The organism is Pontibacter diazotrophicus (assembly GCF_003367245.1).
Taxonomy (GTDB): domain Bacteria; phylum Bacteroidota; class Bacteroidia; order Cytophagales; family Hymenobacteraceae; genus Pontibacter; species Pontibacter diazotrophicus.
On the sequence record NZ_QRGR01000043.1, the window covers coordinates 1 to 18,794 of the forward strand.

Below are 18,794 nucleotides of genomic sequence, written 5' to 3' on the forward strand. Positions count from 1 at the left end.
AGCGGTGATTAATAAACTACTTAAGCAGGTGTTTGGTATCGTAAATTCAGGGGAGGTTTACTGTGCAAATAGTTGAATGTAACTGCTAAAAAACAGACGAAAACACTTGCTTTTTGACACAGTTCATCCTCGTCTTAGGCAACAGATTTGGTTGGCCAACAGAAAGTGGCAAATCAGCTACAGAGATAGAATATGATCAAGCTTATAAACAAGACCCAACTAAAGTCCTAGTCTTTCAGAAGGAGTTTGATGAACAGAATGATAAAAGTCAAAATGAATTTATTAGTAAAGTAACAGATTATTACTCCGGATTCTGGAGAACAACTTTTACCGACATTACTGTACTACAGGAGTTAGTAAGTAAATCCTTTTATAATTGGTTAATCGAAAAGTCTAGTATCGGCAAGGAGCTTACTTATATTGATCATTTTATAAGGTTGGCGAATAAGCATAAACCAGAACCTAATACTCAGTTGATTTACCGTATTACTCCAACTGATGTCGAATTAGAGTATACTTACTTTGGAGAAACAATAATAATACATATTACTAGAAAGAGTATCTATGAAAACTTTTGGGGTCAAGTAAGCAAGCTCCAAACTAAGCTTCAAAACTTAAGCTAATGAATCCTAATTTAAAACTCCTTGATATTGATGTAACTGATAAGTTTCATCTAACTAATGTAAGAAACAAGGATACATCCACAGAACAGTTAATAGAAAGCTTAACTATAGTTGGTCAAAGTATCGGTAGAAAAATATTTAACACCTTCTTTACCCAAGAAGCTAATGTCACCACTCCCATGTCCCAATCTTATAGGGGCATATTAAAAATAGAAAAATCAATTGTAATCATTAGCACAGATGCTGATTACGATAATTATGCAAAAGGTATTGCAAGCAACTTTAGAAACTGTTATCGAGGCTATATTGATTATGCTGGGAAAAGAGGAAAAGACGCCCTTATAGAAGAGTTTAGAACTTTACACCTACCAGAAATAAATAAGCCTTATGTAGATGTATTAGTAGTTGCGAAAACAGTATTAGCTACTGGTTGTACAGCAATTTCAATCACACAAAATGCAATGCAGAAGTATAAACCAAGAACTGTTATAATTGCGTCTGTATTTTATACTCAAATCGGCGTTGAGGAATTAATTAATGAATTTCCTCATTCAAATTTTCTTCTGGTTGAGGAAGATGAATTAAATGATGACGGCATGCTTCTTCCCGGTGTTGGTAACTTAGATAAAAGATTAATAGCTTGATGCTATGATTACTTAAGATTCATGCTCAACGAATCAAACAGGACATAATATGGCCTATATTACGTCCTGTCTTTTTTAGTCTCTTTGCAAAACTAGATTATTTTAGGCTTTCCTATAGCCCCGCCCCCATCCCACTGATAAACGTTTCCACAAAGCCAACCACCTTTGCTGTGATGCGTTCGGCAAGAGGCTTGCGCTCCAGCAGTTTCGGCCTGGAAGGGAGCATGTCCAGCACCTCGTCGCGGAGCGGCTTTCGTTCAGTGAATATAGCTTTATTGCTAACACATATAGTAAATCAACTTGGTATTATATGAATAAAATTGTTTCATAATAAAAGTAAAACTAACTTTCGGGGTAACAAAAAAGATTAACTAGTAATCAATGCAAGCTCCACAGGTAATTGAGGCAATAAAAATCATCAGAGAAATAGGTACTGAAGGTAGCGCTCCATTGCTTGTCACTGGAAATGATTTTGCAGATTACTATGCTAAGCCAATAAGAACTCCAGCACCTTGCATTGAAATTATAAATGAGTTTTTATGCAGCAATTTGTTAGACCGTCTGGGACTAAAAACTCCAGAGATTCGTTTAATAAAAATAGATTATGACTTAACAGAAGGGAAGAACCTTAGCAACAGGTATAGAAAAGAGTATTTCGATAAACCGTTTTTTGGTTCTAAAAGTATTAGCGGTCATATTGAGATTGAAACATATTTTAGGCTATTTAACAGAAGAGATTTAAGTCTTTTTGCTGTTCCAGAAGATATTATCAAAATCGGTTTCTTTGATCTTTGGGTAGGTAACAAGGATAGAAAGCCTTCTAATGCTAATGTTATAATTTCTGAGAATGAAGCCAAGAAGTTCGAACTTCATCCTATTGATCATGGCGCAGCATTCTGTTATATGGCTCACCGGGAAGTAAGTGATGTAAGACTTTGGCTCAATCCTTCTTTTTCTATTTTAACTACTCCAATGGCTAAAATAATAGCTAAGGAAGTAATAGGAAGTGAAATTGATGCATTTGGGAATGATAATATATTACGTATTATCAATTTATGTAAGGAAAATTTCAACGATGTTTTGGCTAGTATTCCTAAGGATTTAGGATTCAGTAAAAAGGCGAGTAAACATTTAGAAGAATTTTTGTTTAATGATAAGAGAAATGCTGCTCTTTGGGAGCGAAGTAAACAATTATTAGCTTAAGTTATGGATAGCTATTTCAGTTTAATCAAGTTCGTAAATAACAATGATAGCAACGAAAATATTGTTGTTGGTTTAATTGTTATGTCAGGTGAGAAACTCTACTATAACATTTCTCAAACAAAGCTTGCCTTCACAAAAAAATTGAATCCAAAGTCTTGGCGGTTATTTGATTTCTCTCTTAGCAAGTTCAATTCCTTTCTGGAGGAGGATAATGATCTGCTTTACAAAGAACAATACAAGATCTTTTCAAGCTCTCTTGATAAAAGCTACTTTTCAAGATTGTCCAACTATCAAAATGGGGTTTTCCAGATTACAAAGCCAGAATCTATCAACATGAAGTTTGATAAAGACAGCTTTTATCTATACTTTAAAAAATTAGTTGGTGAAGAACTGACCAAACCTCATCCAGACCTCTCGAAGAAAAGGTTTGAAATTAAGCTAAAGCACTACTATCAGAATAAGGTTTTTCATCAAAGAGCAGACCTTAACTACAGAGTTCAACCAGATAATATACCAGGTTTATTCTTTCCGGTAGAAGTAGATTTTATAGCAAAGAATGGTCAACTTCTAGTTGGGCAAGCCATTGATTTTAATTCTCAACCTAAGACAATAGCTAAACGCTTCAATGAGTTTGAGAATTTAGTCTATAATTTGGAAAAATTCTCTAATGTTAAAAAAATTGATAAGGGCAGCTACAATTTGATATATGGAAGACCTCAAGCTCGCTCTGAACAGGAAAAAATATTCAATGACATTTATCGCAAAAAGGATGAAGCTCCCTTCAAAATCATAGAACCTGAGGAGTTAAATGAGATAGCAAAGCTTTTAGAAAGCAGGAGTTTTGAAAAGTTCTCTGACTATTTAATGGACCCTACACAGTAGAATTCATAAGTGCATCTAAGTCAACTAAACAGCAAACCCTATCAGTATCTGGTGGGGTTTGTTGTTTAAGCCTGGTTGCCTGGTACAGTCTCAGTTTAGCTCTTAAAAAGCAGAGCAAGAGAGGTGAGCTAGCCACACTTCCGTCAGCTTCATCACTGCGTTGTTCCACAATTATTTTGCTGTCGTAACAGATGTTATCTATCCCCTGCACAGTTGACGCCACCTCATAATATACACAGAGTTATCAGATAAGTATATGATAGCTGGATAAAACAATAGCAAAGTAATGCTGTAAGTTATATAAATAAATTTCCAACAAAAGGGAGAAGAATAAGAGCTATGCCAAGCATTCACAGTGTAGGGCTGGATAAGCCGGGGTTCATTGTGCCACCCATTTCGGTGATGCTGTGCCAGTGATTTCGGACATCATTGTGCCATTTTGATGGACTGCCCCTGATTTTATTTCGGAGTTCATTGTGCCACTTTCCATAATGCTAATTAGCCTTGCCAAAAAAAGATATGGCGGGCCAACGACTGGACATTATGGAACTACTACAGCTTATTCAGCTAAAGCAAAAAGGCATGAGCAACCGCCAGGTTGCCTCTGCCCTTGGCATCAGCCGCAATACAGTAAACAACTATGTAAAGACCTTTGAGCAGCAGCAGTTAGACTTCTCTGAGTTGGAGAAGCTCACCTCCACAGAGCTTGCAGAGCTCTTCCCCCAGGCTGACTATAAAGACACGCAACGTTATGAGCAGCTCACCGCATACTTTCCTTATTTCAGAAAGGAGCTTCAAAAACCAGGTTGCACCCTGCAAACTCTTTGGCAGGAATACCTTGAAAAGCATCCCGGAGGATATCGCTATACCCAATTCGTCACCTATTACAATCAGTGGGGCAAGCCTGTTAAAGCCAGTGGCATCCTCAACCATAAAGCAGGAGAAAAGCTGTTTGTGGACTTCGCCGGCAAAAAGCTCAGCTATGTAGACCGGGACACAGGAGAAGTTCATCCGGTAGAAGTATTCGTAGCCCTGCTTCCCTGCAGCCAGTACACTTATGTGCAGGCAGTCACCAGCCAGAAGCGGGAAGATTTTATTGCCTGCATGAATGGAGCTCTTCAATGGCTGGGCGGTGTGCCTAAAGCCATCGTCTCTGATAACCTGCGCTCAGCTGTGAGCAAAGGCCATAAATATGCCCCCCTTATCAACAAGACCCTCAAGTCCTTTGCCCTGCATTACCGCTGTGTGATAGACCCGGCAAGGCCTTATCACCCCCGGGATAAAGCCCTGGTAGAAGGAGCCGTAAAGCTGGTCTACCAAAGAATTTACTATCCCTTATCCAAACACACCTTCTTTAGCCTTCAACAGCTCAACGCTGCTATCCGGGAGCAACTCATCACCTACAACAATCACTGCTTCCAGACCAGCAAGGCAAGCCGCAAGCAAAGATTCCTGGAGACAGAGCAGGCTTACCTGGATGCACTGCCAGGCGGCCCTTATCAGTTGCGCTATTACAAAAGGGCTAAGGTGCAGAAGGTCAGCCATGTCTTTTTAAGTGAGGGCAAGAGCTATTACAGCGTGCCGCATCGCTATATCGGCCAGTATGTGGAGGTGCAGTACACCGCTGACATGGTGGAGGTGTTCTTCAACGCAGAGCGCATCGCCTCCCATAGGAGAAGCCTCAGGCCGGGCTGTTACAGCACCGCAAAGGAGCATATGCCATCCTCTCACCAGGCGTACAGCGACTGGAGCCCGGAGTACTTTGAGAAGAGAGCCGGAAAAGTGGGGGACTTCACCGCCCGGTACATCAGTCGCCTGATCAGCCAGTACAGCTATCCGGAAGTGGCCTACAAGCAGGCACAGGGCATCCTTTCTCTCCTGAAGTGCTACGCTGCCGAGCGCCTGGAAAAGGCCTGCAAAAGAGCCTGGCAGTACCGTTATTCAAGTTACCGCACCATTGAGAGGATCCTCAAGAATAATCTTGACCAGCAGGAGGATGCTTCCAATATCGCAACGGAAACTATCCCCGTGCATGAGAATATCCGGGGAGCGGCATACTATCAGTAAATCCTTAACACCGTCTAACTTCACACCGTCTAACCCAAACCAGCATGAATGCACACAACACCGTTGAGAAGATGCGCCTGATGCAGCTCAAAGCCATGGCTGCCCTATACCACCAGGCCATTACAGAAAACATCTACCAGGATATGAGCCTGGATGATTTTATGACCTTACTCGTGGACAACGAATGGGAAGAGCGCCAGCGAAGGAAGATCAACAATCTGCTAAGGGCAGCCTCTTTCAGAGTCGAAGCCTCAGCCCATAACATTGACTACCAAAGCCAGAGGAATCTGGATAAGACTTCCCTGCAGCGCCTGCTGAGCCTTGCCTTTATAAAAAATGCAGAGAACATCATTGTTACCGGTCCCACAGGAGTAGGCAAAAGCTACCTGGCCCAGGTTTTTGGCAATCAGGCCTGCCAGATGCTCATCAAGACCAAGTATTATATTGCCGCCAGGCTCTTCGATGAGGCCAAGCTGGCCAAGCTGGATGGCAGCTACCTGAAGTTTATTAAAAAGCTGCATAAGACACCGTTACTCATTCTGGATGACTTTGGCTTGCATGCCATGGAGCAGCATGACCGGCAAATACTTCTGGACCTGATAGAAGAAAGGCATCAGAGAGCTTCTACCGTCTTTTGTTCGCAGATTCCGGTAAGCAAATGGCACAGCCTGATTGGGGAGGGAACCATCGCAGATGCCATTCTGGACAGAGTGGTTCATTCTTCTCACAGGGTGGATTTAAAAGGAGACTCTATGAGAAAGAATAAAAGCTTGAACTAATCAGATTATATCTCTATTCTTGCCCTTGGAAAGTGGCACTATATCCTCCGAAACGACTGGCACTATATCTCCGAAATAGCCAGTAGGGCACGTTTCCCTCCGGCCAGCAGATTACCCCCCTGCCAATTCCTGTTCCACACCCACTTCCGACAGTCCGGCTTGAGACGCGTTAAGGCTTTCGCCCAGGAAGTAAGCCAACTGCAGCAGTTCTGCCTCCTTCCCTGTCGAGAAATTAAAGGTGGCCTGGGAGAAGAGGTCCATCTGGTGGTCTTCGTGAATGTCGCTGCGGATGCTCTCCATGAACTCCGGCGTGCCCAGCATGCTCGCCACGATGCTCAGGTCCGGGACGGTGCGGTAAAGGTTGTTGTAGATAAGGCCGGAGAGGAATTTGTAGAAGGTACCCTTGTACTGGAGCGGCGACTTCTGGTGCAGCTTGCGCTTGTCCACCAGAAGGGCGTGAAAGGAAAAGTCCAATTCCTTTCATTCCTTCATAAAACGTTTTTGTTGTACTTTACCGTTCTCCTCTCCTGGAGAAGTTTTCCCATTGGGAAAGTGTCGCTCGCGGAGGCGGCGGAACCCCTCCTCTACTTCCCTTCTGTTTTCTTCTTCCACGAGCACGACGGTGATGGAGAAGTGCGTGCTGCCGGGACCGTCGAAGGAAAAGCCGTGTGCCCCGGCCTCCGAGACAAAACCTGTTTTTGCCACAGCGTAGTTTTTTTGTGACCGTGATGCCGGAAGCGCTGTCCCGGCTGCTGTCTTTAAGATACTAATACTGTTGACAATTATCTTTTGTTTTGCTAAACAAATTAGTTTTATTAGCTTTGTCAAGGTTTTTAATCGTCCGTTTGAAAACCTTGACCCTGCGGATTTTTCCTGTAACTTTGTCATGCTTTACACAAAAGGGAGAAAAAGATGCGAAACTACGTAGCCTATTACCGGGTCTCCACCAAGGGGCAGGGCCAGAGCGGCCTCGGCCTGGAGGCGCAGCGCGTCGCCGTGCGCCGCTTCATCAAGACCGGGGAGGAAATCCTCGAGGAGTTCACCGAGGTGGAGAGCGGCAAGCGCGACAGCCGCGAGCAGCTGCAGGCGGCCATCGCCCTCTCAAAGACCCGGCAGGCCACGCTCCTCATCGCCAAGCTCGACCGCCTCAGCCGCAACGCCGGCTTTATCTTCACCCTGCGCGACAGCGGCGTGGACTTCGTCTGCGCCGACATGCCCGAGGCCAACACCCTCACCATCGGCATCTTCGCCGTGCTCGCCCAGCACGAGCGCGAGCTTATCTCCCAGCGCACCCGCGCCGCCCTACAGGCCAAGAAAGCGCAGGGTTTCCAACTGGGCTCCCCGCAGAACCTCAGCATGGCCGCCCGGCAGAAGGGGCTGGAGGTCCGCCGGCAGAACGCCCTCTCCAACAAAGCCAACCGGCAGGCCTCGAGGTTGGTGAATATTTACCGGGAGCAGGGTTATACCTTTCAGCAGATTGCCGATGAACTAAACGGGGAGGGGTATTTGACGCGCAACGGGAAGTCCTTCCGGAAAGGGACGGTGCACTACCTCTATACCAAAGATTTGGCCCCTGCCTCCAAAGGGCAGAGCCCGCCGTGATTTTACCCATCCTACGCCATATACATAGATGTACATACTCCATCTATTGAGGTACACAAGGTGGGGCTAGAAGCGCAGTTGCTGTACCGCAATAGCAAAAGCTATTATAATTTCTTCTACGATGATAACATCCTTTCTCTGCAGGCAGGGCTTGCTCTTCCCCTTTGTTTTCTTTGGGCTTGTGGCGGCTTTTCCAGCGGTAAATGATGTTTTCTCCCCTATACCCAGGGAACGGGCCAGTTCGCTGACTGCACGGCCGTTGAACACCATCTGCAGCACCTCTTCTTTGAAGGATGCATCGTACTTGCGACGACTAGCTTTTCCTTTCTTGATTTGCTAAGTTAAGCAAAGCGACTGTCGGTATGTATTGAAGCATCTCAGACAAAGGTCAGACGAAACTGACGGACATTGAATTTGCCTGTAGGTTTTAAAGTTAACGATTCCTCTCATCGTTCGCAGGGCTTTAGGCTTTCTCTGACTGCGCACCAATAAGTTGAAACCACAAATAAGCCTCTAATGCATTAGTGCAGATAATTTGATGTTCCCATAGGTGAATTTTAAGCTTAGGCAAAAATGAAAGGCTGCCTCTTCAGACAGCCTTTTTCATAGTAAATCTAACTAAATTTATTCAGCCACAGTGCTTCTTTAGAAGCAGGCTTACTGCTCAAACTCCTTCACCTTCGCATCCGGGACAAAGAACCGCTGAGGCTCAAATTCCTCCAGAACTCTGCCTTCTGCCACTCTGCTGACCCAGTCCTTGTTGGCCAGTGCCGCCTTGCCCAGGGTAATCACATCCACCTCACCCCGCTGCAGCATCGACTCACCCTGCTCAGGGTTGTTCAGGTTGCCGTTCACCACCACCGGCAGGTCTCCGTGCCTTTTCGCCAGTGCGGCAAGCGTTGGGCCTCCCTCTTTGAAAGCGGGCTTATCAGCATTAAACTCGGTCACATGGATGAAGTCCAGGCCCGCCTCGCTCAAGGCCGAAAAAATGGTCTCGGCATCCCTTTCCTCGCCGGCCCACTTGTGCGTGTAGTCGTTGACTTTGCCCTGGGAGATTCTTATCCCCACCGGAAAGCCTTCGCCCACTGCCTCCCGGCAGGCCTGCACCGTCTCCACCAGCAGCCTTACCCTTCCCTCTGTGTCCCCGCCATACTCGTCCTGACGCTGATTGGTGTAGTCGGTGAGGAACTGGTCAAGGACATAGCCGTTGGCGCCGTGGATTTCTATGCCGTCAAAGCCAGCCTCCCTGGCGTTCCGTGCCGCCTGAGCAAATCCTTTGACCACATCGGCGATGTCTTCTCTGCTCATCTCCCTTGGAACAGGGTAAGCCCCCTCGCCGCCATAGAACCCCAGCTGCTCCCCCTTTGGCTGAACGGCAGAGGGGCCAATGGTTTCCCTGTTGTAAAAGTTACCCTGTGACAGGGCACCGGCATGCATGAGCTGGCAGATAATCTTTGCCCCTGCCTCATGCACGCTTTGGACAACTTCTTTCCAGCCGGCCACGTGCTTTTCGTTAGCAATGCCAGGCTGGTTCAGGTACCCCTGGCTGTGCTTTTCATCCGGGTAGGTTCCCTCGGTGATCAGAAGGCTGAAGCCTCCTTTTGCATACCGGGTGTAGTACCTCCTCATCGTCTCGTTGGGCACCCCGTTCTCCTCCGCCGATGTTCTGGTCATGGGGGCAAGGCCGATGCGGTTCTTGAGCTGCAGGTTCCCAAGCCGACCCTCAGAGAAGAGCAAAGGGTACTTATCTTTTCCTGTTTCTTGATTACTCATATGATGATTGTTTTGATGTAAGCGTTGCAACTTGCGCTGCCTCCTCTAATGGGGCAGTCATCCTTCCCAGTTGCTCCAGGTTTTATAACTGGAACACCTGCAAAAGGTTGGCACTGGTAAAGCAACGTGCAAGAAATGTTTACCTCCACTACAGGCAGAAAACCCCCTGCCCCGGGCCCCGTTACTGTTGAAACAAACCAAATGAATAACGATGGACCTTAAAAATAAGAAAGTGCTGATTACCGGTGGCAGCGCCGGTATAGGCAAAGCAATCATTAAAGAGCTGGTGAACCGGGGTGTGCAGGACATCGCGGTCATGGGCAGAAGAAAAGAGCCGCTGGAAGCGCTGAAATCAGACTTTCCCTCCGTTAACTTTCTCTCTATCCAGGGAAACGTTGGAAAGGCTGAGGATTTGGACAGAGCGGTTTCCGCTGTATCTCAGCAGTGGGACGCGCTGGACATCCTCATCAACAATGCGGGCGTGGTAAGTGCCGGTTTGCTTGCCGAGCAGAAGGACGAAGATATCATCAACCAGATAAACATCAACGTGACAGGGCTGATACTGCTGACCAAGAAGGCGCTCCCTCTGCTGCAGAAGAGCAAGGAAGGGGCCATCATGAACCTGTCCTCCGGCTTCGGGTACATCGCCATGCCGTTCTATAGCGTGTATGCAGCCACAAAGGCGGCCGTAGGCCAGTTCTCAGATGCCATGAGAAGGGAACTGCACCAGTACCCGCTGCACGTGATGACGGTCTACCCCTCCGCCACGGACACAGACATGATGGAGACAGCCAAGGTCGGAGAGATGGACACTGCTGAAGAGGTGGCCCGTGTCTCTGTTGAAGGTCTGCTCAACAGGGAGATAAACGTCATCGTGGGCGGCAAGGAAAGAGAGGAGCATATAAAGCTCAATTTCCTGGAGCCGAGGAAGTTTGATGAGTACGCTATCGCCAACTACGAGGGCATGAGCGAGATGGCCAAAAACCACCGTTCCATGTAGCACCTGCTGTAGCTTTTGAATGATGAGAACACTTTATAGCCGCAGCCATCCAGACCATGCTGTTTGCAAGGCCAAACCTGAGGGAGCTGCTTCAGGGGCTTCAGTTCTTCAAGCAAAGCGACTACCCCGCCAGGGGAGAGGCCTAACTCTGCCTTTTAAACTCTTAAGATGAATAGTAGAACTATCCATAACAGTCTTTTATTTAATGAAATGTAAGATTGGAATTGCAATGTTTTACTGGTGCCTTTTTCAGGCAGCCACTGTCTGGTTGCACAGCAGGCCTTCATCTTGGCAAGGAGTCAGTTAGCCAAGTGCTGCATGGCTCCTCTTCCGGTTATAGAAGCCCTTGAGGTTCGCAAACACGGCAAGTGAAGGGATCATCCCTGTAAGCCGGTTCCGCCTGCTCCTGCCCTGCAGGTGAAAAAACCAAATGAACATCAGTCCCGCTGTTGCTTTAACCCACCTGGCAAGGCCACACAAACGCCTCTTTACATCCTGTAGAGAGGCATTTTTAATTTACTCGGAATATACGGACGGTAGCAGCCGATTCAAGTACTGCTTGTATTTTTAGTGTGCAACATAACAAGGGTGCAAACAGCCAGACGTGTTCTGCTTTTATAGAAAGAGCCCTCTGAACAATTTCTGCATCACTACTATGGATTGACCGCCAAAATTGCAAGCTTGCAGCCGCAATGGAAAAGGAAACACCCTCTTTACGTCCCATTATGTTTGTCGGAACCGCCTCCGATGTTGGTAAAAGCGTGATTACGGCAGGTTTCTGCAGAATATTCCGGCAGGATGGCTACACCCCTGCCCCCTTCAAAGCGCAGAACATGTCGTTGAACAGCTATGCCACGCCGGAGGGATTGGAAATAGGCAGGGCACAGGCTGTTCAGGCCGAAGCAGCCGGCATACCCTGCCACACTGATATGAACCCGGTGCTCCTCAAGCCTACCACCGATAAAGCCTCACAGGTAGTACTACATGGCAAGCCTGTGGGCACACAATCTGCCTACGACTATTTCATGGGAAATAACCGTCAGGAACTGTTTGCAGAAGTAAAACAAGCCTATGACAGACTCTCCAGACGGTATTCCCCTGTTGTGATGGAAGGAGCCGGAAGTATCTCGGAGCTAAATCTGAAGCACCGGGACATCACCAACATGCGTATGGCCATGCATGCCGGAGCCGCTACTTACCTCATCGGCGACATTGACCGTGGCGGTGTATTTGGCAGCCTGTACGGCACCATAGCGCTACTCACACCCGAGGAGAAGCAATGCATCAAAGGAATCATCATCAACAAGTTCAGGGGCGACAGCAGGCTGTTTGAGGAGGGAAGGCAGATGATCGAGGAGCTATGCAGGGTGCCTGTAGTCGGTGTCCTCCCCTTTTACAAAGATATCTTCATAGAAGAAGAGGATTCTGTCTCGCTGGAAAAGAAGTACAGGTCGGCAGTAGCAAGTAAGGTGAACATTGCGGTGGTCCTTGTGAACAGAATGTCAAACTTCACTGATTTCGACCGGTTGGAAAAAGACCCCCGTGTCAACCTCTACTATACCGACCAGCCCGCAGAAATAGCCAAAGCGGACATTGTAGTGCTGCCGGGCAGCAAGAATACTATTGAGGATCTGATACATATCAAGAACAATGGCGTGGCACAGGCCATTTACGAGGCCCATAAAAAAGAGAAAACAATCATCGGTATTTGCGGTGGATACCAGATGATGGGGGAAGTGGTGGAAGACCCGCATCAGGTAGAGAGCAGCATCACACACACTTCCGGACTAGGGCTTTTACCGGTTCGTACCGTTCTTCAATCAAAGAAAACCACCCAGCAATGTACCTTTACCTACCGGAACTTTGCGGAGAAGTGCAAAGGCTATGAAATACATATGGGCCTCAGCACGCCCACCACGGCAGCAAGCCCTGTTAACTTTTTCACGGATGGCCGCACCGACGGCTTTTTCCTGAACAGGAAATGCTGGGGCACTTACCTGCATGGGGTGCTGGATAACACAGCCGTGGTGAATGATATAGTATCTGATTATACATCTGTGGCTGGTGAAGCCTTTGATTACCAGCAGTACAAGGAGGCCCAGTATGATAAGCTGGCTGCTGTTATCCGGGAACATGTTGATATGGACCTGATCTACCGCAGCCTACAAATAGAGAACTAAGTACATGTTACACGGACACGGAGACGATGCCTACCGTTACAAGCATGAGATTAGAGCAGATTTCAGCACCAACGTATGGTATGGCGGTGAGCCCGCCGGCTTGAAAGAGCACCTGTTTAGCCAGTGGCACCTGGTACAAAAGTACCCGGAAGTTCTGGCAGAGAGCTTAAGTGAGCAGGTGGCACAGCATTATCATTTAAAGCCAGCGCAGGTACTCATCAGCAACGGCACCACGGAGAGCATCTATTTAGTAGCGCAGGCCTTTAGAGGCAAGAGGACTACGATCGCCACACCTGCTTTTGCCGAGTATGAAGACGCCTGCCGGATGCATCAGCACCAGGTAGCGTTTATGCCCTGGGACGAGCTTTATAACATTCCAAAATTAGAAACAGACCTGCTGTTTATCTGCAACCCCAACAATCCCACGGGCAGCGTATTTTTTCCTTTAGAAGCGCTTATCGCCGGAAACCCACAGACACTGTTTGTGCTGGATGAGGCTTTCATTGAGTTCACACTGTCCATAGAAACAGCTGTTCCCCTGCTTAGCCGCTATGAGAATTTACTTATACTGCGCTCCATGACCAAGGCATTTACCATACCTGGCCTGCGCCTGGGATACATCGCGGCGCATGAGAAACGGATTGACCGGCTAAGAGACCACAAATTCCCATGGTCCGTAAACGCCCTGGCGATAGAAGCAGGGAAATTTATATTTGATAATTACGAGCTCCTGCAATTACCTGTCTGGCAACTGTTAAAGGACAAAGAGGCCTTTGCGACCCAACTGCAACTGACAGGTGTTAAAGTACACGACAGCCACACCCATTTTTTCCTGGCTGAAACAGCACAGGGCACCGCCGCAGAACTGAAGCAATACCTGGTGGAACAGCATGGGATTCTAATACGCGATGCGAGTAACTTCAGAGATTTAAATGAGACGCATTTCAGAGTAGCCACGCTTGCTCCAGCCCAAAATCAAGTACTTATTCAGGCCCTGACGACATGGAACAAACACTGCTCCTGATTATCCCGCTCGCCCTGGGATACCTGCTGGACCTGTTTATCGGCGACCCGGAGAAACTGCCACACCCGGTGCGGGTTTTTGGCAACCTCATTTACAAGGGGGAGCAGCTACTGAATAAACCGAAACACCGGTTCCTGAAAGGTATGCTGCTGGCGCTGGTGCTGTGCCTGCTGACTTTCTTTACCTTCAACGCAGTGGTTGATTTGTTGCTTTCGCTCCACCCCTACCTTTACGTATTATTTGCCGGCGTTTTTATCTTTTATGGCTTGGCCAATAAAGGGTTGATAGACGAAGGACGAGCGGTTTTCCAGGTATTGCACACCCAGGGGCTGGAAGCAGGGAGAAAGCAACTTTCCCGTATTGTTGGCCGCGACACCTCTCAGCTAAGTCCCCAGCAAATCAGGATTGCTGTGCTCGAAACCATGTCTGAGAATTTAAGCGATGGCGTGATTGCTCCCCTGTTCTATTACGCTCTGGCTGGCGTCCCGGGCATAATGACATACAAGATGATCAACACGATGGACTCCATGCTGGGCTACCGAAACGCGCGATATGAACAGTTCGGTAAGTTTGCCGCCCGCCTGGATGATGTCGCTAATTTTGTACCTGCCCGTATCACAGCCTTGCTCATGGCACTGGTAAGCATGTGCCGGCAGGCCCTGGTCTTTGTCTTGAAGTACGGCAAAAAGCATAAGAGCCCCAATGCCGGTTACCCTGAAGCAGCATTGGCAGGCATCCTGAACTGCCGGTTCGGAGGACCGAATGTATACCACGGCGTGTTGGTAGATAAACCCTATATTGGCGAGCGAAACAGATTAATTGAGCACCAGGAAATCTACCGCGTCAGCAGGATAAACCACAGCACCTGCTTTGTGATGGTGGCAGGCATCATGCTGCTTTCTTTGCTTGTGCTATAAAACAGAATTACCCGGCTTAGCAGGCATGCATAAATACATTATTACAGGAGGCCCCGGAGCAGGTAAAAGCACGCTCCTGCAGGCATTGCACCAAAAAGGATACACCGTCTCCGAAGAGGCATCCCGAGAAATGATAATTCAGGAAACAGCAAAGGGGAGTAACTGCCTGCCGTGGGTGGACCTTCCCTGTTTTGCTCGCAAAGTATTGGAGCGGATGATACAAAATTACGAGCACGCCCATACTGCTTCGTCTACAACATTCTTCGACAGAGGTATACCAGATATTATTGCTTACCTGAAGGTGGCACAGCAGCCTGTAGATGAAACATATTTTCATGCTGTAAAGCAATACCGGTATAGCCCGCTTGCCTTTCTTACACCTCCATGGCAGGAAATCTACGTGAATGACAGCGAACGCTGGCAAACTTTCGAGGAGGCCATTACTTTGTTTCACGCCATTAAAGACATGTATCAGTCGCTCCGTTATACCATATTAGAGTTGCCCATTGCCTCGGTAGAGGAAAGGGTGAATTTTGTTATATCCCATATTTGATTGCACCTGAGAACCTCATAACAAAGGACCTTTGACTACTCCTTTAAATTTGACTTAAATCAGGCATGGCGCAAAAAATATGAGTGGTCTCTCAAATAATTGCCTACTTTTGCCCCGTATTGGTTTCCCGGAAGGGAATTAATAGGGAATCCGGTGTGAATCCGGAGCAGTTCCCGCTGCTGTAAGCTCATTATTTGCTTTGTTAACCATGGCCACTGTCTGACAAGATGGGAAGGCGACAAAGCTGAGTTAGCCAGAAGACCTGCCAATAACATGAGATTCATAGCTTTCGGGTAAAAAGCTGGTGGATATATACTAGCCATATTGTATCTCCTCCGTTCACCCCTATAGCTATGAATGATTTTTGTTTTTAAAATCATTCATAAGATGTATTGCTTTAATCGGCGACTAAGTAATTCAGGCAAGCTCCTACTCATAGCTGTATTGCTCCTGATTTGTACCCGTTTTTCTGCCCTGGCACAATCCGGCCAGATTAGCGGTGTCATCTACGATATTCATCAAAAACCATTACAGGGAGTGAGCATCTTCCTTCCAGGCTTAGAAAAAGGAGCCTTATCCAATGAAGAGGGGGCGTTCTCCATGCAGTCTGTTGCTTCCGGAACGCATGAGGTAAGCTTTTCGCTGGTTGGATACGAGAAAAAATCCCAGCTTGTAAAAGTAGGGCCACATCAAAAAAAGCACCTGTCTGTTGTCCTTTCGGAGAATATACTGAACCTGCAGGAGTTTGAGGTGACAAGCCCGGCGTTACAGGAAACAGGGACAAACAGAATCGATAAGTTAGACCTGCGTCTGCGTCCAGTAAACTCTGCCCAGGATTTACTTAAAAATGTACCCGGGCTGTTTATTGGGCAGCATGCCGGTGGAGGCAAAGCGGAGCAACTGTTTCTCAGAGGCTTTGACATTGACCATGGTACAGACTATGCCGTTTTTGTAGATGAAATGCCTGTAAACATGGTGTCTCATGCACATGGACAGGGATATGCAGACCTTCATTTTGTGATTCCGGAGCTTATAGCGGATGCCTCTTACAACAAGGGCCCATACAACACCAGGATGGGTAACATGGCTGTCGCAGGAAACGCCTCCTTCACAACCATGACCAAGCCAGACAGAAGCTTCCTGAAGACAGAGTATGGTAGGTTTAACAGCAGCCGCCTATTAACTGTAATTGATTTGATAGGAGAGAAAAAACTCTTCACATCCGGTTTTGAAAGTGCCTATGTAGCGGCAGAGCACGTTTACACAGATGGTTACTTTGAGAGTCCACAGCATTACCGGAGAACCAACCTTTTCACAAAATATAGTGCTGTTTTAAACAACAGGTCTTTTGTAAGCTTTTCCTTATCCGGCTTTCACAGCCCCTGGTATGCTTCCGGCCAGATTCCTTTGCGAGAAGTAACAGCAGGAAAGCTCTCCAGGTTTGGTGCCATTGACGACACAGAAGGAGGAGCTACCTCCCGCTATAACGTGAATGCCTCCTACACCAGAGACATCGGTTCAGATAAGTCTATCAGGCACAACCTGTATTACACTTACAACGAGTTTGATTTATACTCAAACTTCACCTTTTTCCTGAATGACTCAGTGCAGGGAGACCAAATAAGACAAAGAGAAAAGAGGCACATGACGGGGTATAAGGTAGTCTTCACAAGCACCGGCTCTCTCCTCTCAAAAGCCGCATTATTCGAAGCCGGTGCCGGCATCAGAGCAGACTTTGTTCACAGCGGCTTTGATGGAAGTATCAGGAGAAGGGTTCTGTCTACCCGCTCGGATGCTAAAATTGAAGAAGCAAACTACTACAGTTACGTAAATGAAACTATAAAATTATCTGAGCAACTCACTGTTAATGCCGGTATCAGGACAGATATTTTTAATTACGCAGTTGAAGACAGGGCCGAATCTTCAAACAACGGACAGAATAGAATTCTACGCATCAGCCCAAAGCTAAATTTTCAGTACGATGCTTCCCCTAACCTCCAGCTTTACGTGAGAACCGGTGTGGGCATGCACTCTAACCATGCTTTTGTAGCGGTTAGCAGAATGCCGCAGAATGCTATTCCGAAGGCAGTAGGGGCAGATGTTGGTGCTAATTTTAAAATAGGCCAAAGAGCTGTTGCCAATGCGGCCTTATGGTCTTTACACTTGCAGGACGAACTGGTTTTTGTTGGAGATGAACTTGTGTATGAGAACAGCGGAGCTTCAGGAAGAATAGGAGTCGATGCTTCCTTAAGGTACAACATCGCTTCCGGCCTATGGGCCGACCTGGATGTAAATTATAGCCGGGGCAGGCTGCTTGATGAGCCGGAAGGACAAAATTATATTGCGCTGGCTCCTGTACTGACATCCACCGGAGGCCTAACCTATAAGAGTATCAACAGTTTAAATGGCACGCTGCGCTATCGCTATATGGGTAAAAGAGCTGCAAACGATGACAACAGCATGCTGACAGCCCCCTATTTTCTGGTGGATGCCCAACTGAACTATACGAGGCCAAAATACGAATTCGGCTTGTCATTCCTGAATTTACTGAACAGTGAATGGCAGGAAGTGGTGTATTGGTCAGGTTCCAGGCTATCTCATGAGGCAGAGCCTGTAAATGATTTTCACTTTACCCCTGGCACTCCTCTGTTTATAAAAGCAGCCTTGACTTTCTTTTTTAGAAGATGAAATTGACCATTAGTATACTTGGCTGCGGCTGGTTGGGCTTGCCTTTAGGTAACTATTTGAGCCAAAGGGGGCACATGGTAAAAGGCTCTGTTATTTCAAAACAAATGTTTCCAGCGCTGGAGCAAGCTGGAATAAGCCCCTCGTTCCTTTTGCTGTCTCCCGATCTTGCAGGGGAGAATACAGAAAGCTTCTTTTCATGCGATGTGCTGATCGTGAATTTCCCTCCTGAAAGAAGGGCAGACATTGAGGAATACCTCCCTGCTCAGATTCAGTCTCTTATAGAACACCTGCATAAAAACAGGGTGCGCAAAGTACTCTTTGTGAGCTCTACCTCTGTATATCCTGACCTAAACCGGGAGGTGTTTGAGCATGAAGGCATGATACCAGCAAAAGGTAGTGGAAGAGCACTCAAAGCAGTAGAAGACATTCTGCTGGAACAAAAGAATTTTGCCACCACTGTCCTCCGTTTTGGTGGATTGGTGGGATATGACAGGTTACCGGGCAAGTACCTTGCCTCCAAGAAAGATGTGTCGAATGCTGATGTTCCCGTTAATCTGATACACCGGGACGATTGTATCGAGATCATCTATCAAATCATCACACAGGGCATATGGGGTGAGGTGTTTAACGCCTGTGCAGACGAACATCCTCTTAGGAGCGACTATTACCTTCACGCTGCCCTTCAGGAAGGTCTTGAGGCACCTGTTTTTAGCAACCATGGTACAAGCACTTACAAGATTGTAAACTCAGAGAAGCTAAAACTCAGCTTAGGTTACACCTTTAAATACCCGGACCCTATCAAAATGCTGATGAATGATGTAACTTGTGAAAAGGAACTGCAGCAAAACCCTGTGTAAAA

General features: G+C 47.0%; 19 protein-coding genes and 1 riboswitch. Of the genes, 14 read left to right on the top strand and 5 right to left on the bottom strand.

The window, feature by feature from the left end:
* Nucleotides 1-113: 113 nt before the first annotated feature.
* Both DXT99_RS24765 and DXT99_RS24770 read left to right on the top strand, forming a co-directional pair.
* Nucleotides 114-623 carry a DUF4062 domain-containing protein gene (locus DXT99_RS24765; RefSeq protein ID WP_115568286.1) on the top strand — a complete coding sequence of 170 codons (510 nt, stop codon included), beginning with the start codon at nucleotides 114-116 and terminating at the stop codon, nucleotides 621-623.
* The gene (locus DXT99_RS24770) at nucleotides 623-1,267 is read left to right on the top strand and encodes a uracil phosphoribosyltransferase (RefSeq protein ID WP_115568287.1); all 645 of its coding nucleotides are present in this window, start codon (nucleotides 623-625) and stop codon (nucleotides 1,265-1,267) included. Before DXT99_RS24765 ends, DXT99_RS24770 begins: the two co-directional genes overlap by 1 nt.
* Before the next feature lie 112 nt (nucleotides 1,268-1,379).
* On the opposite strand, the gene DXT99_RS27805 is transcribed toward DXT99_RS24770, so the two are convergent.
* Nucleotides 1,380-1,502: a hypothetical protein gene (locus tag DXT99_RS27805; protein WP_262511383.1), complete on the bottom strand. Its 123-nt coding sequence runs from the start codon at nucleotides 1,500-1,502 to the stop codon at nucleotides 1,380-1,382.
* 146 nt (nucleotides 1,503-1,648) lie between these two features.
* On the opposite strand from DXT99_RS27805, the gene DXT99_RS24775 reads away from it, so the two are divergent.
* The 4 genes from DXT99_RS24775 (at nucleotide 1,649) to istB (ending at nucleotide 6,198) form a co-directional block, all read left to right on the top strand.
* Nucleotides 1,649-2,470 (top strand): HipA family kinase, encoded by an 822-nt coding sequence (locus tag DXT99_RS24775; RefSeq protein WP_115568288.1) that lies wholly within the window; start codon nucleotides 1,649-1,651, stop codon nucleotides 2,468-2,470.
* Nucleotides 2,471-2,473: 3 nt separating this feature from the next.
* Nucleotides 2,474-3,352 (top strand): hypothetical protein, encoded by an 879-nt coding sequence (locus DXT99_RS24780; protein WP_115568289.1) that lies wholly within the window; start codon nucleotides 2,474-2,476, stop codon nucleotides 3,350-3,352.
* Between the two features lie 504 nt (nucleotides 3,353-3,856).
* The gene (istA, locus tag DXT99_RS24785; RefSeq protein WP_246001028.1) at nucleotides 3,857-5,419 is read left to right on the top strand and encodes an IS21 family transposase; all 1,563 of its coding nucleotides are present in this window, start codon (nucleotides 3,857-3,859) and stop codon (nucleotides 5,417-5,419) included.
* Nucleotides 5,420-5,463: 44 nt separating this feature from the next.
* Nucleotides 5,464-6,198 carry an IS21-like element helper ATPase IstB gene (gene istB, locus DXT99_RS24790; protein ID WP_115568291.1) on the top strand — a complete coding sequence of 245 codons (735 nt, stop codon included), beginning with the start codon at nucleotides 5,464-5,466 and terminating at the stop codon, nucleotides 6,196-6,198.
* 111 nt (nucleotides 6,199-6,309) lie between these two features.
* Here the strand turns inward: istB and DXT99_RS24795 are convergent, their stop codons facing one another.
* Both DXT99_RS24795 and DXT99_RS27230 read right to left on the bottom strand, forming a co-directional pair.
* A complete protein-coding gene (locus DXT99_RS24795) occupies nucleotides 6,310-6,672 on the bottom strand; it encodes a hypothetical protein (RefSeq protein ID WP_115568292.1) in 363 nt (120 codons plus the stop codon).
* 6 nt (nucleotides 6,673-6,678) lie between these two features.
* On the bottom strand, nucleotides 6,679-6,903 hold the full coding sequence (locus DXT99_RS27230; protein ID WP_181885254.1) for a hypothetical protein: 225 nt from the start codon (nucleotides 6,901-6,903) through the stop codon (nucleotides 6,679-6,681).
* A gap of 207 nt (nucleotides 6,904-7,110) precedes the next feature.
* Here DXT99_RS27230 and DXT99_RS24805 point away from each other — a divergent pair, with 207 nt between their 5' ends.
* Complete coding sequence (locus tag DXT99_RS24805; protein ID WP_115568294.1) at nucleotides 7,111-7,800, top strand: recombinase family protein; 690 nt, start codon at nucleotides 7,111-7,113, stop codon at nucleotides 7,798-7,800.
* Nucleotides 7,801-7,866: 66 nt separating this feature from the next.
* On the opposite strand, the gene DXT99_RS24810 is transcribed toward DXT99_RS24805, so the two are convergent.
* Entirely contained in the window at nucleotides 7,867-8,133 is a 267-nt protein-coding gene (locus DXT99_RS24810; RefSeq protein ID WP_394851348.1) for a transposase, read from the bottom strand.
* A 324-nt stretch (nucleotides 8,134-8,457) separates the two neighbouring features.
* Nucleotides 8,458-9,573, bottom strand: coding sequence for an oxidoreductase (locus DXT99_RS24815; RefSeq protein ID WP_115568296.1), 1,116 nt, complete (start codon nucleotides 9,571-9,573; stop codon nucleotides 8,458-8,460).
* Between the two features lie 211 nt (nucleotides 9,574-9,784).
* Here DXT99_RS24815 and DXT99_RS24820 point away from each other — a divergent pair, with 211 nt between their 5' ends.
* From DXT99_RS24820 to DXT99_RS24855, 7 genes are all read left to right on the top strand, one after another.
* Nucleotides 9,785-10,573 (top strand): SDR family NAD(P)-dependent oxidoreductase, encoded by a 789-nt coding sequence (locus DXT99_RS24820; RefSeq protein ID WP_115568297.1) that lies wholly within the window; start codon nucleotides 9,785-9,787, stop codon nucleotides 10,571-10,573.
* 692 nt (nucleotides 10,574-11,265) lie between these two features.
* Nucleotides 11,266-12,753: a cobyric acid synthase gene (locus DXT99_RS24830; protein ID WP_220273448.1), complete on the top strand. Its 1,488-nt coding sequence runs from the start codon at nucleotides 11,266-11,268 to the stop codon at nucleotides 12,751-12,753.
* A gap of 4 nt (nucleotides 12,754-12,757) precedes the next feature.
* Nucleotides 12,758-13,777, top strand: coding sequence for a pyridoxal phosphate-dependent aminotransferase (locus tag DXT99_RS24835; RefSeq protein WP_115568298.1), 1,020 nt, complete (start codon nucleotides 12,758-12,760; stop codon nucleotides 13,775-13,777).
* Nucleotides 13,756-14,694, top strand: a complete 939-nt coding sequence (cbiB, locus tag DXT99_RS24840; protein WP_115568299.1) for an adenosylcobinamide-phosphate synthase CbiB — start codon at nucleotides 13,756-13,758, stop codon at nucleotides 14,692-14,694. The genes DXT99_RS24835 and cbiB overlap by 22 nt, the downstream gene beginning before the upstream one ends.
* Nucleotides 14,695-14,719: 25 nt before the next feature.
* Entirely contained in the window at nucleotides 14,720-15,247 is a 528-nt protein-coding gene (locus DXT99_RS24845) for an AAA family ATPase (RefSeq protein ID WP_115568300.1), read from the top strand.
* A gap of 103 nt (nucleotides 15,248-15,350) precedes the next feature.
* A riboswitch (cobalamin riboswitch) is annotated at nucleotides 15,351-15,531 on the top strand.
* Between the two features lie 160 nt (nucleotides 15,532-15,691).
* A complete protein-coding gene (locus DXT99_RS24850) occupies nucleotides 15,692-17,935 on the top strand; it encodes a TonB-dependent receptor (protein WP_181885255.1) in 2,244 nt (747 codons plus the stop codon).
* On the top strand, nucleotides 17,932-18,792 hold the full coding sequence (locus DXT99_RS24855; protein ID WP_115568302.1) for a Rossmann-fold NAD(P)-binding domain-containing protein: 861 nt from the start codon (nucleotides 17,932-17,934) through the stop codon (nucleotides 18,790-18,792). The genes DXT99_RS24850 and DXT99_RS24855 overlap by 4 nt, the downstream gene beginning before the upstream one ends.
* The last annotated feature ends 2 nt before the right edge of the window (nucleotides 18,793-18,794 follow it).

Coding starts and splice junctions, on each gene's coding strand:
- cbiB (WP_115568299.1), top strand. CDS start 13,756: ATGGAACAAACACTGCTCCTGATTATCCCGCTCGCCCTGGGATACCTG.
- DXT99_RS24835 (WP_115568298.1), top strand. CDS start 12,758: ATGTTACACGGACACGGAGACGATGCCTACCGTTACAAGCATGAGATT.
- DXT99_RS24775 (WP_115568288.1), top strand. CDS start 1,649: ATGCAAGCTCCACAGGTAATTGAGGCAATAAAAATCATCAGAGAAATA.
- DXT99_RS24780 (WP_115568289.1), top strand. CDS start 2,474: ATGGATAGCTATTTCAGTTTAATCAAGTTCGTAAATAACAATGATAGC.
- DXT99_RS24855 (WP_115568302.1), top strand. CDS start 17,932: ATGAAATTGACCATTAGTATACTTGGCTGCGGCTGGTTGGGCTTGCCT.
- DXT99_RS24770 (WP_115568287.1), top strand. CDS start 623: ATGAATCCTAATTTAAAACTCCTTGATATTGATGTAACTGATAAGTTT.
- istB (WP_115568291.1), top strand. CDS start 5,464: ATGAATGCACACAACACCGTTGAGAAGATGCGCCTGATGCAGCTCAAA.
- DXT99_RS24805 (WP_115568294.1), top strand. CDS start 7,111: ATGCGAAACTACGTAGCCTATTACCGGGTCTCCACCAAGGGGCAGGGC.
- DXT99_RS24815 (WP_115568296.1), bottom strand. CDS start 9,573: ATGAGTAATCAAGAAACAGGAAAAGATAAGTACCCTTTGCTCTTCTCT.
- DXT99_RS24820 (WP_115568297.1), top strand. CDS start 9,785: ATGGACCTTAAAAATAAGAAAGTGCTGATTACCGGTGGCAGCGCCGGT.
- DXT99_RS24845 (WP_115568300.1), top strand. CDS start 14,720: ATGCATAAATACATTATTACAGGAGGCCCCGGAGCAGGTAAAAGCACG.
- DXT99_RS24830 (WP_220273448.1), top strand. CDS start 11,266: ATGGAAAAGGAAACACCCTCTTTACGTCCCATTATGTTTGTCGGAACC.